Annotated in this window: 12 protein-coding genes; 1 reads left to right on the top strand and 11 read right to left on the bottom strand. The window is 46.3% G+C overall.

Annotation, left to right across the window (positions count from 1 at the left end):
* Positions 1–437: 437 nt before the first annotated feature.
* The 11 genes from ACYVUV_RS11505 to ACYVUV_RS11555 all read right to left on the bottom strand — a co-directional run bounded on the left by ACYVUV_RS11505 (position 438) and on the right by ACYVUV_RS11555 (position 14,092).
* Positions 438–1,181, bottom strand: a complete 744-nt coding sequence (locus tag ACYVUV_RS11505) for a hypothetical protein (protein WP_484499432.1) — start codon at positions 1,179–1,181, stop codon at positions 438–440.
* Positions 1,178–1,921, bottom strand: a complete 744-nt coding sequence (locus tag ACYVUV_RS11510) for a HEAT repeat domain-containing protein (protein WP_484499433.1) — start codon at positions 1,919–1,921, stop codon at positions 1,178–1,180. The genes ACYVUV_RS11505 and ACYVUV_RS11510 overlap by 4 nt, the downstream gene beginning before the upstream one ends.
* Before the next feature lie 486 nt (positions 1,922–2,407).
* Positions 2,408–2,656, bottom strand: a complete 249-nt coding sequence (locus tag ACYVUV_RS11515; protein ID WP_484499434.1) for a hypothetical protein — start codon at positions 2,654–2,656, stop codon at positions 2,408–2,410.
* Between the two features lie 22 nt (positions 2,657–2,678).
* Complete coding sequence (locus ACYVUV_RS11520) at positions 2,679–3,107, bottom strand: hypothetical protein (protein ID WP_484499435.1); 429 nt, start codon at positions 3,105–3,107, stop codon at positions 2,679–2,681.
* 214 nt (positions 3,108–3,321) lie between these two features.
* Entirely contained in the window at positions 3,322–3,966 is a 645-nt protein-coding gene (locus tag ACYVUV_RS11525; protein WP_484499436.1) for a hypothetical protein, read from the bottom strand.
* Positions 3,967–3,977: 11 nt separating this feature from the next.
* Positions 3,978–4,616 (bottom strand): hypothetical protein, encoded by a 639-nt coding sequence (locus tag ACYVUV_RS11530; protein ID WP_484499437.1) that lies wholly within the window; start codon positions 4,614–4,616, stop codon positions 3,978–3,980.
* Positions 4,617–4,619: 3 nt separating this feature from the next.
* Positions 4,620–5,285 carry a hypothetical protein gene (locus tag ACYVUV_RS11535; protein ID WP_484499438.1) on the bottom strand — a complete coding sequence of 222 codons (666 nt, stop codon included), beginning with the start codon at positions 5,283–5,285 and terminating at the stop codon, positions 4,620–4,622.
* Between the two features lie 15 nt (positions 5,286–5,300).
* Entirely contained in the window at positions 5,301–6,848 is a 1,548-nt protein-coding gene (locus ACYVUV_RS11540; protein WP_484499439.1) for an aggregation-promoting factor C-terminal-like domain-containing protein, read from the bottom strand.
* Positions 6,849–6,892: 44 nt separating this feature from the next.
* The gene (locus tag ACYVUV_RS11545) at positions 6,893–9,106 is read right to left on the bottom strand and encodes a transglycosylase domain-containing protein (RefSeq protein ID WP_484499440.1); all 2,214 of its coding nucleotides are present in this window, start codon (positions 9,104–9,106) and stop codon (positions 6,893–6,895) included.
* Positions 9,107–9,245: 139 nt separating this feature from the next.
* Positions 9,246–13,475, bottom strand: coding sequence for a MucBP domain-containing protein (locus tag ACYVUV_RS11550; RefSeq protein ID WP_484499441.1), 4,230 nt, complete (start codon positions 13,473–13,475; stop codon positions 9,246–9,248).
* A gap of 56 nt (positions 13,476–13,531) precedes the next feature.
* Positions 13,532–14,092: a hypothetical protein gene (locus ACYVUV_RS11555; protein WP_484499442.1), complete on the bottom strand. Its 561-nt coding sequence runs from the start codon at positions 14,090–14,092 to the stop codon at positions 13,532–13,534.
* A 510-nt stretch (positions 14,093–14,602) separates the two neighbouring features.
* Between ACYVUV_RS11555 and lepB the strand changes: the two genes are divergently transcribed.
* Positions 14,603–15,220, top strand: coding sequence for a signal peptidase I (gene lepB, locus ACYVUV_RS11560; protein ID WP_484499443.1), 618 nt, complete (start codon positions 14,603–14,605; stop codon positions 15,218–15,220).
* The last annotated feature ends 1,085 nt before the right edge of the window (positions 15,221–16,305 follow it).

Raw genomic sequence — 16,305 nt, forward strand, 5'->3', positions numbered from 1 at the left:
ACAGCCATCCAATTGAGCCGCTGCTATAAGGCAAGTTTTGCAATCGAAGATAAAATATCCTGCGGCTAGTGTTACAGTTCTTTTATCGTGTAATCATCTTGTAACTGCTTACTACTATTTTAGGCAGCTTTTATTTGTCACTATATTCAGGCTCACTTGTACATTCAGTTGATTTTTTCTTTTCTCACCTTCTTTCGTTTCTAGGATCATCTCAAGGCTAAAAAAACAATATCATTACACGATATATATCGGATGGAACTGCACTTTCATTTTTATACAGTCCATAGTCCTTTATCAGTAAGTATTCTAGGCAAGCCATAAAAATAGATAAGATAGCATTTTTATCTTGTAAATAGGCTATAATGACACTGAATAAGAGCTACTGATTAAATATATTCCGACTAGAAAAGACTTACAGAAATAATAGGCTTATCATGTTACATATTTTGACCTAATTGCAACATTTCCTGAACAGCCCAACTCGGATCATCGGCTAACTTAATCAGATCCTGGGGGCGGCCATGGCTGGCAACAAAGCGGCGTACCCATGGAGCCTTGTCATTAACTAATATATCCAGATCTTTATCTCTGCCGACACATGCAACGGCCTGCCTTACTATTTCGCTTTGATCGAAAACCAGCTTGTCAAGATCTTTGTTGCGACCACGCCAAGCAACATAGTAGCGAACGCCATTATCTTTATCATTGACCAAGACATCAAGATCCTCATCGCGGCCAAAACTGGCCACTGTAGACCGCACTTCCCAGTTAAAATCATCGATCAAAAGATCAAGATATTTGTCGATCCTTTGGATTGCTACGGCACCTTTAACCCATGGACTGCTGTCATAAGCCAAACGATCAAGATCCTTTGCTCGCCTTCTAAATGCTACGGCTGCCCGGACTCTCGGATTATCGTCCTTTACCAGTTCATCTAGATCATCGTTATCGCCATAATATGCTAAGAGCAGCAATTCCTGTTCTCCCCTCTCGGCACGCCATTCAGGCAGCCAATCTGCCAGTACATCAAGAGTCAGTGGCATGGAAATCACAGAAACGAAGCTGATTACGAGTGGATGTGCATCGCAATAGTAATAGTGCAGGCCGCTCAAATCCTTAATCAGACCGTTTTTTTGCAGTCTTTGCAGATTTTCCAAATCTTTGTTGCGTCTACTCATCATTTTTTGGCTTGCTTTAAGACTTCTTGCACATGCCAATCTGGGTCGTCGGCCAGCTTAGCTAAGTCTTTAGATCGACCCTTTTTTGCAACTTCAGCTCTAACCCAAGATTCCTTGTCGTTGACCAAAACATTGAGATCCTTATCTCTGCCACAAGAGGCCACGGCAGATCTGACATATTGATTCTTATCGCTGACCAAACAATTCAAGTCTTTGTTGCGGCCTTGCCAGGCAACTTGCGCCCGTACTTCCCAACAATCATCATCGACCAAGACATCTAAATCTTTGCCGCGGCCTATGCTTGCAACAGCATTTCTCACGAACTCGTTTGGATCGTGTACCAGAATGTCCAAGTATTTGTCGATTCCTTGCAGAGCCACTGCTTCCCTGACCCGTGGCTCCTCATCATGAACCAAGATTGCAAGATCTTTGTCTCGTTTTCTACAGGCTACAGCTATACGCACCTCCGAGTACGGTGATCGTACTAACCGGTCAAGATCTTCATCATCGCCATAATATGCCAACTTCAAAGCTGCATGGTCATTCTTGGAAATTCGCCATTTGGGAAGCCAGTCAGCAAGCAACTTGATACTTACCGGTGAAAAGTCAACCGAATTGAGGACATAACAGAATGGCGTTCCTTCAGTCGTGTAGTAATGGACCTTATCTAGATCTGCAATCTGCTTGCTATCAACAAGTTTTTGCAAATTTTCCAAATCCGTTTCTCTCCTACTTTTAGTCATTTTTTCTCTTCTTTCTGTGCTTTAATATCCAGATCGTGTACCAGTTGATCTAAGTCCTCGTCACGTCCGGCAAGTGCTACGTTGGAACGGACAAATCTTTGTCCCTTCCTTGAAGGACTGCCGCCTTCCTAACACTCGGGTCTGTGTCCAAAATCAAGTCAGTATTATCGTGTAATTGTCATGTAATTGGCTTTCCTAGCCATTATTTGGCACATTCCCTTGCAATGCCTTTCAACATACAGAAAAAACATTTGTCACATAACCACACGATAGATATATTGTTGTTCAGTCAAACTTATGTATCAGCAACGACTAAACCCTTGTTTCTAGCCTTATTTACGGTCGCATAACAGCGCGATAAGTACACGATAAAAATATTTCTTTAGCTTAAGCAATTGCCTAAAACTAAAGTCCAGATCTTTTTCTACTACTAGCCATTACACGATAGATTAAAAAGAAAGCTCATATGCCTGTCGTGTAAAAACACTATCTCCAATAGTTGTAGCGAATCTTAGAAACCAAAATTCTTGCAGCTACCACTGCATTAACAGGTGGCTCAAGCGATCTAGGGGATCTGGCATTTCCAAACCAGTTGTCAATTAATGCCTCGTTGTCATCAATCAGTGCTTCCGCTTGTTTGGCAGTGCAGCCTCGTGCATTAATCAAATAAAACGTGATGTCATCAATGTACTTAGCCTTTTCTTTTTCGTAATCGACTTGAACTCTCTTTGCCATATTTTTCTTTTCCCTTTCATTATTAATAGTCAGTAACAGCGATGGTAGTAAGCAGAAACAGAGTAAGGCAAATTGCGGTAATCACAGCAACAACCATACAGAGCTTATGCGCTGTCAGATACCATTCTGGCTGCTCAATTTCTCTCGCTAGGGCGTTGTAGTCATCGAGCACGATAAATACTTGCAGAACCAAAGCAATAAGAGATACCCAGAAGACTGCAATGCCCATGCTGGACATAAACAAACATCCCATGCTTGCCAAAGACAAAACAGACGCGATAATGATTGGAGATTTCCAATTCAAGTCTGTAACGATCTCATTTAGATTCTTGCGCTCCAAAAAAGCTGTCAGCGCCAAGATGGCCATGCACAGGATGTTAGATCCGCAGCAGATGACTGTTGCCCAATTAAGATAGTAATTTGCGTAGATAAAAAAGCTATTTGAACCCATTGTTTTCCTTTTCTATTACTAAAGATGTTACTTGTTTACACTTTGCGTACAACCACGTACACTTTTTTGCAAATAACGCTGTTAACTGCATCATCAGCGATAATCAGTACTTGTTTGGCACTCATGCGTACGCTGTTTTGCGTTTATAGTACGTACACGTACATGAATTGCGTACACTTATGTACGCATATCTTCTTCAGCGTACTGTTTAGTATTACTTCTTGTACGTTCCAAATCCGTTCAGACGATTCAAAACCGTAAACTGCTGCTTTTCGTAGTCAAAGCTGCCGGCATAGATATCCTTAGCAATACCTCGATTTTCTCCTGTAAACCAACTCTCATATTTGACTACGACAATAACTGGTACCTCTCCTTTGTCGTCTATGGTTCCAACTGCCGTTTCTGACGAAAGATACTTGGAATGCAGCTCGTACAGATCTACGAAGGAATCTCCACCACCGGCATCATCTGAATCAAAGAGAGTATCAGTATTAGCCCCCTTGGTAAAATATGGGCTAGAATCATCTTTTCTCGCGTTGTACTCGCTTGAGTTGTTGTAGGTAAGCAGAATATCAAACAGTTCGTTTACGTTGTTTGTAGCCCTGTCAACGGCCAGCTGCTGCTTAGCCCCCAATTTGACAACCTCATTTGAAGAATTCTGCGCGGATTCTACAGCCTCGGCATTCAGGCGATTCTGCTTTTCAGTGATCTGCTTTCTCAAATAGCTGTTTTGACTTTCAATTTTCGAAATTTTTCTGTTTTGATCCGAGTTCTTGCGTGATATCCAAAAGAGGAAACCTGAAGACAGAAGCAGGGCGACAAGGAGGATCAACAAGATCTTTTTGTTTTTTTCGTTCATCGTGACACCTCCTACTTCACGGCCATCGATCTAACCTTGGTGCTCAATGGCAGCTTGCGATTCAAATCATAGTCAAGCGTGATCAAAGTTTGCCCTTGGCTGTAGTTGCCCACGCCGTCACTGACATCGTAAGTGGTATAAATTGTTACTTTAACAATTGTCGTCACTTTACTGGGCGATCCAAAGCCAACATAAGTTTTAAGATTCTTTTTTGCCAGAAGCGTCTGCTTTTTGCCGCTTTTGAGAATGACATCCTTCTTGATCGCTTCAGCGCCAACAGGACTGAACCAGTCTTCAAATTCCTGCTGATTTTTGGCAAAGTCATCTGGCTTCTTCATATCACCATAGGCATAAGACACCAGTATCTTGTAGATCTTGGTCAATTCCTTTTCTTGGCCTTCCAGGTCAAGCTTGCTGGCGCTTTTTTCGGTAACCTGCGGTTTCAAGCTGCTGTACTCTTTTTTTAAAGACGTTTGAGTAGCCTGGCCACTTGATACCTTTCCAAAACTCTGAGTATAGTTGTAAATCGACAATCCAATCGACAGGAAAATCAGACCAACTATAATTCCGACAATGATTACTGCTATGGTGCTTGAATGAACTACTGGTTCTTCTTCTTGCTCCATTTTTCTTTTGGAATATTTACCCATTTCTTACCCCTCGACCTTGCTAATTTTTCCCACAGAGCGATCTACGTTGACAGTCAATGATTGGTGGATCTTGTCAAATCCCTTCGGATGGTAGGTCAGATCCACAGTAAAGGTATACTCCGTCGTAGTAGTTGACTTGAGCTGCGTACTGATCTTGTCAGCCACATACAGATCATCTGGAGTTGGCCTCTTGACTGTATGCAGGCCTGTACCAGCATCCCCGTACGTCGTCTCACCATCTTGAACAGAGACGTTAACGTTGTCGTTAAAGTCCTGGAAGATCTGAGAGTTGGTAAAGTACGACAGGAGCTCTTTTCTGTCATCAGAGGGAAGGGAAGAGACATCGGCACTGGCCCCACTAACCAGTCCGAGCTTCTTCATTGCCTTAAAAGCGGCAGGAATTGCATCCCCGATGCACTGTTCAGCTTCTTCTTGAGAGACGGAAGCCGTGCTTTGATCGTCATAAGAAGAGATCTTTGGCTGCTGCTTTTTTGCCTTGCTGCTCTGTGCAGCCCGTTCAAGCTCTGCTTGTTGATTGGCCTTATTTTGGTTGGCCTTAACTAAAACCAAAGCAATAGCAGCCACTGCTAAGATGGCCAATACCGCGGCACCAATAAGCATCTTGTCGCCGGTAGAAAATCCCTCTTTTTCTTGCTTGTTCTTTGCCATTGTTTCCTCCGATTTTTACCACCAATTGTGTGCTTGCCAGAACTTCTTAGCATTCTGCCAAGACCCATACCGGCCTTTCATGTACTTGTATGCAACATAGTCTTGGTTTGCTTTGCTGAGTGAGCCATCACCGCCGTAGAACTTTGTATCGGTTAGGTAATATTTCATCAACTGGTATGCACCGTATGCTGAGCCGTTAACTGCATTGTAGCGGCCACCCGATTCATGGCTCACAATCCACTTTCTGGCTGCATTTTCAGCCTTTGACAGGTTCTTAATCACCTTAGATGAAGATGAGCTGGTGCCAGAGCCAGATGACTTCTTAAGCTTGCTAGTTGAAACAGTACGTGCAAAAGTTACTCGACCTCTGGTAACCATGTCACCAAAGGCGTAACTGATAGTTTTGATATTACATGAGTCAGGACCACCACCCATTTCAATGATCTTGGTGTTGACACCTTTATACTTACCCAGCAAAATCGCAGTGTGGCCGTCACCACCCGCCCCAACACCTACATTAACGATGATGACATCGCCAGCACCCGCTTGTGATGGCTTGATCTTCTTTAGGTATTGATTTGACTTAGCATAATTTTCCATAAGTGGCGTTGTCCAGCGACTCGGTGGAACCTTGCAGCCTGCACGCTTATAGACAAAGTAGACGAAACCAGAGCAGTCGGTAGTGTCATTTTTAGACGGATTTTTCCAGTGTTCGTTAGCCGTATGTGTTTGCATACTGTAGTGGAACCAGCCCAGCCATTTTCTAGCTTCCTTGACAATAGCATTACCAGAAACAGCGCCGCTATCATCAGTATCACAGTCTTCGCCTGTATCAGTTGCGGCAGTATCCGCAACTTGAGCAGCCCCGGACAGAGTTGACTTGCCAGTCCACTTTGCCCAACCTGTCTTCATCCGGGAAAGGTAGCCAGCCATGTTGTTGTCAGCCATATATCCTTTAGCCTTCATCTTGGCAAGGTAATCACTCAAGCTTTTGGGATTCCCCATCTCTGAGAAGTTCGACTTAACGGTTACCGCCCAGTCTGACGCGAATTCGCTGACGTTCTTGTAGTGCCTGTACCAGCCACCTTCACTGCCGCCTTTGCCTCTTGTCGTCCCTTTAGGGTAGCCACATCCTGCTGTCCAAGTCATACCACCATAGTTGTGGTCTTGAGTGTTGACCGGCTGTGTGCCATCTGGCCCAGATTCCGCATACAGCTGGGCAAAGAGCATTCTTGGCTGAACGCCGATTTTCTTGCCTACGGCTTTTGAGATGTTCTTTATTTTCGTAAGATAGTCAGAACTGTCTTTAACCGTTATCTTGCCAATTTTTGACGTTGCCGTAGTCGTTGCTGAATTATCGTCAGAATCGCAGTCTGAGGTTGTGCTTAAATACACCCCACCGCCGAATACGGCAATGATGATAATCAAAACCATGAAGCCAATGAAAAAGCCTCCAAACAATGCCCGCCGCGTCTGCCTCCTTGTTCTTTTGGCTTGTGAGTCTGGCTTTAGGTCGAATTCAGGAGCTAGATCTCGTAAAGGATCTCGAAAAAATGAAAACATGTAGTGCTCTTTCTATCCCTAATCATTGCGGAAAAGTCAATTTGCTAGTTTGCTGCAGGAATGTTTGTCGTTTTGGTAGTAATTGACCCATCCGAATTGTATGTACGCTGAACGACCGTCTTAGAGCCGTCCTGGTGTGTTGTAGTCGTCGTGATAGTTTGGCCAACCCGGGCAGCTGACGGTGTTCTGACGGCTGTTTTGGCCCTGCTGGATGATTGCTTGTATCTCTCTAGAAGTGCCTTGTCAGGTGACTTAGAGGCAGAAACAGGAGAGAGGGCCGTACCGTATTTGTAGACGCTCGTTGGCTTTACCCAGTCAGTGTTCTTTTTGTCTTGCATCAAGTAAGTTATGAGCGACTTATAGAGCTTTTGGGGGGCGTAAGTGCCAACTTTATCATCTATCGTCCCGTCAGCAAGCTTGTCATAGCCTACCCAGGAAGAGATTACGAAGTATCTCGTGTAGCCAACAAACCAAGAATCCTTTGGCGTGTTCATGTAGGATGGGTACTGAGCAAGCTCATCGCTAGAATATTGAACAGTACCAGTCTTACCCGCCTCATAGAGGTTTCCGGCTTTAGCCGCGGTACCGCTCCCCTTAGTGATTACACCCTTGAGCATGTCGGTGATCATATACGCCGTTGACCGCTTCATTACGCGCTTTGGCGCGGAATCAAAATCAACCTTTTGCCCGTCCTCAAGTACTACGGATGAAACAAACGATGGCTTATAGTAAACGCCGTAATTGGCCAAGGCACCGTAAGCACCTGCCAGCTGGGTAGGGGACGCATAAGCACCAATACCCGCGGACAAGCCTTGAGAGGTAGGAACCTTGATGTCCATCTGCTTCACGAAGTCTGACCCGTGCTTCATCCCCACGGACTGAAGGGCCCTTACGGCAGGAATGTTTCTTGACTGCTCAAGCGCATAGCGCATGGAGATGTAGCCCAGGTGAGCATAGTCATAGTCGTTCAACACGATATTGGTGCCGGGGTAGACGTATGACGTGTCATCAACCGTGTGCTCGGTTGACCAATGGAACTTCTCAATAGCCGGAGCATAGTCAAGAAGAGGCTTGATCGTTGAACCGCTGGAGCGGCTGGTTTGGTCAGAGCGATTGTAGCCCAGACGGACGTTAGGATCTAAATTTCTGCCGCCGATGACAGCCAAAACCCGGCCATTCGTTGGATCTGTAACCGTTGAGCCAATCTGCATCTTGGCGGAAGTGAAGGAGATCTCACCGCCGTTTACGAGGTCGTAGAGCTTCCTCTGCACGTCCTGGTCAATATTGAGGTAGATTTTCATATGCTGCGTGTAAGGGTTGTATCCGGCTTCCATGAGCTGATCTATGGCCTCTTTGAAGTAAGGGTCGTCAAGCTGCCAAATCTTGTCTTGAACTTCCTGGTCGCTTCCGTGAGTCTTTACCAGGCCGTGAGAAGCAGCCGCGGCGCAAGCTGACTCATAGTCGCTTGTCTTGATGTATCCTTGCTGATACATCGTGTAGAGGACCAGGTTGCGTCTTTGAACGGCTGCTTTTGGGTGAAGGTAGGGGTCAAAGCTTGTTGGAGCATTCAGCATCCCCGCCAGCATGGCAATCTGCGGCAGGTCCAGGTCTTTCAGCTTCTTGCCGTAGTAGTACTGTGCCGCCGTCTGCACGCCATAGCAGCCATAGTTCATGTAGACCTTGTTCAGATACAGCGCCATGATCTTGTCCTTGCTGTAAGAGTTGGTCAGCTTGATGGCCAGCCAAGCTTCTTGAGCCTTTCTTCTAAGCGTCTGCTGACTCTTAGAGGTCGAGAAGACGCTCAGCTTGACCAGCTGCTGGGTAATGGTCGAACCGCCGGCTACAGAGTCTCTGGAGCGCACGTCTTCCACAAAAGACTTGGCAATTCTTACCGGATCAATCCCAAGCGGGTTCTGATAAAAGCGTCGGTCTTCAATCGAAGTCACCGCCATCTTCATCGCATAGGGGATATCGCCTTCAGAGGCATAGACGTGCTTGGTCGTGCCTAGCGACATCAGCTTGTTGCCAGAACGGTCATAAAAGGTGGAATCGCCCGTCTGCTTCATCTGCTCCAGGGTGATGACTGGCGCGTCTTTGGCATAGTAAGCAAAAACGCCAATTCCCATAGCAATCAGTATTGCAATGAGCAAAAACACCCATCTAAAAAATCGCCAGATCCAGTGCATCACTTCCCGCGCGGGGGAGCGGTACAGCTCGGCTCTGGTCAGGTTGTCCAGGTTGTCGTTTTCGTTTTCCATCGGTAGCTCGTCCTTTCTACGCAGAAATAATAGTCGAAAAGCGGCAACATTTTTTTAAACCTATTTTTGTTGGACGAAATTGGAATATGCACAAAAAAAGGCCTCAAACCAGCATTGGAGCTGATTTGAGGCCTCTTCTTTACTTCTCAAAATCATTGAGGAAGTCTAAGATCCCGGCAGTGTTTTGCGTGTTGTGCGTTTCAGAGCTGCCAGAAAAGTCATCGTCGTTTGATGAGTCGTTGTATTCGTTAGGATTGCTTTGTGTGTTAGGTTGTTGTTGCACTGTAGTTGTGTTGCTGTAGTTGCTTGCGTTTGGATCTTCATAAGAATTGTCGTTCAGATAATTCTTATTTTCACCGGGCTGGTAATTAGGATTTTCACTAACGACGGATTGACTGTTTTCCTGGAAATTAGACTGTGCATTCTGCTGGCTGATGATCTCTGACAGAGGAGTTACTGCACGAGAGAATTCATCGCTGCCGGCTCTGTAGACAAACGTTACGTTGGCGTCGGTAAGTCCATAGATGCCGGTCTTTGCTTCGTCCTTGAGAACGAAGAAGCCATCGATCTTGAGCGGTTCAATCCGATAGCGCTCTTGGTATCGTCCGTTGACGACAGTAGGTTCATGAATGTCATTGCCTTCAACGGAAATGTACCGGACTGTGACCTTTCTTGCCTGCGGTTCATAAACCACAGGCAAGGTGGTTTCACCCAGTTCAAACGGAATGGTGATCGTTTCGCCAGCCGTTGAGTTGAAGCCAGGGATTTGCGGCAAGGTGATTTCTTGAGGGACATGGTATTCACCTGACACTTGTCTTGGAGACATAAGACTTACGCCGTCAGCGGTTTGAGGAACGACATCGACAAGCAGTTCGTCTGGGTTGACTGCCACGTTGTAGACGCCAGAGCCGTCAAGATAGATCTTGGAGTCCGCGCCGGAAAGCATGTGGAAGCCCCGCGGCACGTTGCCAGAAACGTCGATTGCCTGGCCATAGAAGCCATTTGCTTGAGGCATTCCGCCTACAAGTACGCCGTTAGGGTCCTTGTAGTGGATCATGTAGTCCTCAGTTCTGACTTCGTAAACCACAGTAAGGTCTTGGTTTTCAGCTCTGTACTTGGTAGTCAAAAGCTGCATGTTGGCCGTGTAGCCGTCAACGTCTCTTACTGGGTATTCAAACTCGCTTCCGACCTTGCCATTGAACGTCTCATCCTCAAAGACGCGCTCGCCGTCATGATTGCCGCCCTTGTAGAAGCAATGAACGGTAATGCTTGAATCCTTTGGCTGGTAGTTCAGCTTGATGCGCTGACCCGCGTATTCCGGAAGGATGTTGTCTTCAATGCTGCTGTAGAGAGCGTTGTAGCCCGGAATTTCCGGAAGTCTTTCGCTGAAGGTCTGGTTCATGAGACCCATGACGTGAATGTCGTACTTAGGGTCAATTTCATTGCCAAACTGATCAACCGGGATCAAGTCAAATGCTACTGGAGTTGCCTTGAAGTACAGATCTACGTCTTGTCTGTTAGGCGGGAAAGTCCCTTCAAGCGGATATGACGTAGAAGTCAATTTATAGCCCTCCAGAGACGTTTCAGTGGTCAGCTGGTACTTTTCCCCATAATAGCCTCTAACGGCCTTGTTAGGGGCCAGAGAATTGAGCGTAGAGTCATAGAAATGCAGAACCAGTTCAGAAAGACTTGGTTCGTAGTAGAAGTCTACTTCCTGCTCATTGGTGCGGAAGATGCCGCTTGCTGAATCCGGAACCTTGCTGAGCCGGTAGCCGTCGATGATTTCCGGATCAATGCTGTAGGCAGAGCCTACAAAGCCAGTAACAATTCTTGGCGGGTAGCCGCTGATGGCCTCCTTGGTGCGAGCATTAACATAGCGGACCTTGACCGTACTTTCCAGTGGCTTGTAGTATACGCTGTCTGCTTGAACAGGAGAGCTGAAGCGTGCTCTGTATTCCGTTTCTGGCTTTTCATAGCCGCTGATGGTTGGAAGCTCAAAGGAGAACTCATCGCCCCAGTTGCCCGTAAAGACCTTAGGCTCATACCCTTCGATCATTTCGCCGCTAGGCACTCTCAGTGAGATAGTAGCCGTGCAGGAGATAGGGGTATAGATGACGTCAACGTCCTTGTTGCCGTAAGCAGAGAAGATGCCTTCGACCAAATTCTTGTCTGCCGTCATTCCTTGAATGTCTGGGGTGCTCTGCAGGTATCTGTCGCCTACCAGGCCGCTGACTACCGCGTCATCAGTTGCTTGAACCGTCTTTTGCTCGTCAAGCCAGTAGTGAACGGTAAGCGATACCTGTGCAGGCTTGAAGGACAGAACGATCTTGCGCTGCTTTGCGGTAAAGCGGCCGCTGAGCATGTCTGGATCTGAGGCAAGTTCATATCCGTCAATTACAGGAGGCTGAATTGCATATTCGCTCTTGTACTTGCCCTTTTCTTCAAGAGGCTTGTGGATCTGGTTGCCGCTTTCGTCAACGAATTCGACCATGACTGAGCTGTCAGCAGGCACGTATTCGATCACGACGTCTGGGCCATCTGGCTGGAAAGTGCCGGACAGATTGTTTGGCACGTTGCCGATTTCATAGCCTTCAAAATGGCGGCTGTCCAGCTTGACGCTGTAGCTTTCGCCTGTCTTACCGGTAATATGCTCTTCTGAAAGCACTTCGCCGTCAGTAGTGCGGCGGATCACTCGGATCGTCTGGCGAAGAGGCACGTAGACGACCTTGATCTTCTTGCCTGATTCATCGGGCACTGAGTAGCGTCTTGCTTCCGCTTGGCGGTAGCCCTTGACTTGAGGGAACAGGTCGATAGTGCTGCCTGCCCGGCCTCTATAGTGCTTGTATTCGGCAGCAGACTTGATTGGAGTCAGGTCTTCGCCAACAGGAATGATCTGGTAAGTTACGGTGCTTGGCTCGTAGAAGATCGTGACCTTCTGGCGCTCAACTGAGATGCGGATGTCTGGAATCATCTCGTGCTTGATAGCGTAGCCAGGAATCTTTGGAAGATCCTTAGCAGTAAGCTTGCGGCCCGGTTCGCCAACAAAGGCAAAGTCCTTGGCGATCTTCTTGCCGTTGCATACAAAGCTTACCAAGACTGGCTGAGCGACCTTCTTTACTGGAGTCGACGCTGGCTTTGCGGCTTGCTTTAAGTTAGGCTTTGAAGCAGCTGCTGGCTTTTCAGCAGTCTTTTGCGTTGCTTGAGGAGCTGGTGCTTGCGGCTTCTCCTGCTTTGGAGCAGGGGAGCCTGGCTTGACTGCCGGTTTTTGACGTGCATCCAGCTTCTTCTCATCAGCGTTTTGACGAGGCTGGCTCGTGCTGGAATTGTTCAAGATTTTCTTTTCGCTTTCTGGCTTTTGAGCAGAGTTAATGCTTTGCTTGTCTTCCCGCTTTACGGTAAGGCCACTTGGTCTTGACACTGAGGCAGGCTTGACTGCTCGGCGTGAAATGCCGCTTGAAACCTGTGATTTTTGATCATGCTCGTTCTTTGAGTTGCCAGCCATTGGGTTTACTGGAGCAACTTTTTGCAGCATGGTCTTTGGCTGAGAGACGGTTCTGTGGTTGCTGCCGTTTGAGCGCTTGGCAATTAGAGTTTCTTTGTCGCTCATGGATTCAGCTGACTTGACAGTAGAAGCAGGCTTTTGAAGCCGTTCAGCATGCTCTTGCTTTTCGGAGTTGAGCTTGTCTTTTTCTTGATCCCCTGGCGCATTGCTTTGAGCCGGCTTGTCATTTTGCTTCAGCTCGCTTGGCTTAGTTTCAGCGGCAGGCTTTGAAGCATTCTTTTGGTCTTCTTCCTGCTTCTTTTCAGATTCAAGCTTGGCTGGGCTTTGAGGCATGTCATGCTTGACCTCGGCTGGCTTCTCGCCTGGCTTAGCTTCAGTTTCAGCAGGGGAGGACGGCTTGTCAGCTGCAGGCTTTTTGTCTGCCGCAGCGGCTTCAAGTGCTGCCTTTTCATCTTCAGTTTGATCTTCTGAAGATCCATCTGGCTTGTTGGAAGTAATCTTAAGAGTTGAGGACTTGCTGCTCTTGCTCATAAGCTTAGCCAGGGCTTCATTGTCAACGCGGATTACGCGATCACCATCGTCTTCAGCAGGCTTATCACTTTGATTATTGCTTTCATCTGCTTGCTGATCGCCTTTGACTTCCGCGTTTTCCTTGTCTTCAGAATTGCTGCCGTCAGATTCAGACTTCTTGTCCGGATCGCTTGGAGAATGCAGCGCGGTGTGATTTGCACCATCTTCGTCTTTGTCAGACGGGCGATATGACTTGGCGATCTCTGAGTCTTCTTGTTCCTTGTCATCGTCGTGCTTGATCAGGTCAGCCGCATCTTTAGTTTCTTTGTCTTTTTTCTTGCCAAATCCAAATAGCATTGAAATACTCCTTTGCTTTTTTACTTACATACGTGCTTCACGTTCCGCCATTCCACCTAGAAGAACATGTCCACAAAAAACCAACAGACGAACGCAAGAGCCGCAAACAAGATGACCGTCAGAATGCTGTTGACCAAAGCAGTACGAGCATCATGCTTGTCTTCTCTTTCCTCCAAGATCTTAATGGCTTCGCTTGGCGATAGAGTTGGATCCAGATATTGATTGTCCTCGTTTTGTTGAAAATCATCTCTTGGGTTCTGACTCGCTCTTAGGCGCTCATTTAATCCTGGGAAGCTTCCGGATTTCTCATACATCTTGGCTTCTTTGGGATTGAGGACGTGAACGATCATGTAGTCGCTGTCCACGTTGCCTTTAAGATCCATGACCATCGCGTAGACGACATAATCTCCGGCGGTTCTGAAATCAACGCCGTTGTCGTCATAGCTGATCATGTGGTCGAGATTTTCGCCGTTCTCGCCCGTAGCGTGCATGATCATGAAGTCCTGCAGATCATACGGGTTGGGAATGTCGGTTTGTTCTACGAAAATGTCGGGCGTGGCTATGTACAGGGTTACGTGCTTTTGTTTTGGCTTTACTGTTTCAGCTGAATCCTGCATTTTGTAAAATCCTTGTTTTCTTGCATTTTGCCTTGTCCTTTCACGCTTGTTAGCAATCTTAGATAGTTTCTGTACAGTGTCTTTAGGTAATAAAAGCCCGTCATTCTTAGCAATTTTAGCCTTCTTTGCATGAGAATTTGTTAAGGCTGTTTTTGCTGAACATGGAATTTGACCTGCTTTAAGAGCTAAAATGCTCCACTTTCTGGAAGAAATGGCTTTAAATCAAGGATTGCTAAGTTTTTTCGGGAAGGGGAAAAGCCGGTGCTAGGGCCGGCTAAATTTCTAGGCTATGTAGTTTTGAAAATAAGAAAGTGCTAAAATTGCTGATATGACGCGATTTATAGCAGATTGACAACTGCACATTTTGGCCAAATAAGCTCCAAAAGCAGCAAAAACAGGTATATCAATCTTGATTGACAAAAGGGCTACAATCTTGGAAAATAGCAATTTTTATCAAGAAAGGACGTGAGGTGGGGCTGAAATGTCGTATTTCTTTGCCCCGATTTTGTTTTGAAGATTTTTAAGAAGATTATTAGCTGGGTGTTGCCGATTGGCTTGGCAGTTGCTGTCGCCGTTTTCTTAAAGGCGTTTATCGTGCAGCCGATGAGAGTAGCAGGGCCGTCTATGGAGCCTAACTTGACGAACAAAGAGCCAATGCTGATTTTCAAAACTGCTCCGATTCATCGAGGCTCGGTAGTTACTTTTGATGCTTATGGCGTAGATCCTGCACTTTACTCATCAAGAATCTATGTCAAACGGGTTATTGGGATTCCTGGCGATACTGTCAAGTCAAAGAATGGCACTATCTATGTCAACGGGAAAGCAATATCCCAGAGCTATATATCAAAAAAGCAGCGCACTTCAGGCACCAAAAACTGGGATTTAAAGAGCCTGTCAGAAGACTACATGTGGCTGAAGTGCAGGGATGCTACCAAGGTGCCTGAAAATTATTATTTTGTCTTAGGTGACAACAGATCAGTTTCTAAAGATTCAAGATACATTGGATTCGTACCTAGACAAAATATCATCGGGGTTGCAAAAGTGCCTCCAGTATTTTCTGGAAAGAACGCTGCTCAAAGAGACGTGATCAATGTTCAGTGGAAGAGTTTCTGGAAGTCAGAAAAATAGCTTTTGAGCTAGAAGAAAAATTAGTTAGTTTTTTTGAGGGGGGAGACGCTACGCGCCTCCCTCTTATTAATTAACTTTTAAATATTACTTTTATATCTTTTTAGATAATAATTTTAGGGGGTGGCTTACCCTTAGAGCGACAAGGGCTATCGAGGAGCCGGTATGTACGCCGTGTCAACCCGGTATGTACGCCGTGTCACTCTTTTTAAACAAGAAAAGTGCCGCTTAGCCCTTGTCGCACAAGGGATTTAGGCAGTTGACTACGATTTTGAGCCGGTATGTACGCCGTGTCACTCCGGTATGTACGCCGTGTCAACCCGGTATGTACGCCGTGTCACTTTTTGAGCCGGTATGTACGCCGTGTCATTTTTTTGCAAATTGGTATTTTGCCGCTTAGCCCTTTAAAAATAAGTACTCATGCCTGTGGAAAACTATAGAGGTCTGATCTAGCTCTTTTTATATTTTTAGGAGGGCGCTTAGCCATAGAGCGACAAGGGCTAGCGAGGAGCCGGTATGTACGCCGTGTCACCACCGGTATGTACACTGTGTCACACAATTAGCAGCCGGTATGTACGCCGTGTCACATTTTAAGCAAATTGGTAAATCGTTGATATGCCATTTATTGAAGCAGTGTTAAGCCTGTGCATAACTAAATGGTCTAGTTTTGCTCTTTTTATATTTTTAGGGGGTGGCTTAGCCCTAGAGCGACAAGGGCTATCGAGGAGCCGGTATGTACACTGCGTCACTCCGGTATGTACGCCGCGTTTTTCAGGCCTATTGCTATATGTTTTGAGAAAGTAGCAAAAGACTGCCTGCTGCTTTGCCTAACTGATGTGCATTATTTTGCAAATTGCGTACGTGTTGGCGCTCTAACCGTGCTTGACTTGCTACCATTTTCATGCGCTTAATTGCAATTTGCGTGCTAAATCTGACTGCTTATGGCGGTTTGAACCCAAAAAACTGTACGTGAAAGTACGAAAACGTACGCGTGATGCAATTAGCAGTATACGTAACAGGGGGATGCAGCTTAGCCGGTATGTACGCCGTGTCACTCCGGTATGTACACTGTGTCAGCCATGTGCTTG

The sequence above is a fragment of the Lactobacillus sp. WILCCON 0149 genome, assembly GCF_057197965.1.

What these genes read in the sequence shown, in the direction of transcription:
- ACYVUV_RS11505 (WP_484499432.1), bottom strand. Translation starts at nt 1,181, where the DNA reads ATGATGAGTAGACGCAACAAAGATTTGGAAAATCTGCAAAGACTGCAA.
- ACYVUV_RS11510 (WP_484499433.1), bottom strand. Translation starts at nt 1,921, where the DNA reads ATGACTAAAAGTAGGAGAGAAACGGATTTGGAAAATTTGCAAAAACTT.
- ACYVUV_RS11515 (WP_484499434.1), bottom strand. Translation starts at nt 2,656, where the DNA reads ATGGCAAAGAGAGTTCAAGTCGATTACGAAAAAGAAAAGGCTAAGTAC.
- ACYVUV_RS11520 (WP_484499435.1), bottom strand. Translation starts at nt 3,107, where the DNA reads ATGGGTTCAAATAGCTTTTTTATCTACGCAAATTACTATCTTAATTGG.
- ACYVUV_RS11525 (WP_484499436.1), bottom strand. Translation starts at nt 3,966, where the DNA reads ATGAACGAAAAAAACAAAAAGATCTTGTTGATCCTCCTTGTCGCCCTG.
- ACYVUV_RS11530 (WP_484499437.1), bottom strand. Translation starts at nt 4,616, where the DNA reads ATGGGTAAATATTCCAAAAGAAAAATGGAGCAAGAAGAAGAACCAGTA.
- ACYVUV_RS11535 (WP_484499438.1), bottom strand. Translation starts at nt 5,285, where the DNA reads ATGGCAAAGAACAAGCAAGAAAAAGAGGGATTTTCTACCGGCGACAAG.
- ACYVUV_RS11540 (WP_484499439.1), bottom strand. Translation starts at nt 6,848, where the DNA reads ATGTTTTCATTTTTTCGAGATCCTTTACGAGATCTAGCTCCTGAATTC.
- ACYVUV_RS11545 (WP_484499440.1), bottom strand. Translation starts at nt 9,106, where the DNA reads ATGGAAAACGAAAACGACAACCTGGACAACCTGACCAGAGCCGAGCTG.
- ACYVUV_RS11550 (WP_484499441.1), bottom strand. Translation starts at nt 13,475, where the DNA reads ATGCTATTTGGATTTGGCAAGAAAAAAGACAAAGAAACTAAAGATGCG.
- ACYVUV_RS11555 (WP_484499442.1), bottom strand. Translation starts at nt 14,092, where the DNA reads ATGCAGGATTCAGCTGAAACAGTAAAGCCAAAACAAAAGCACGTAACC.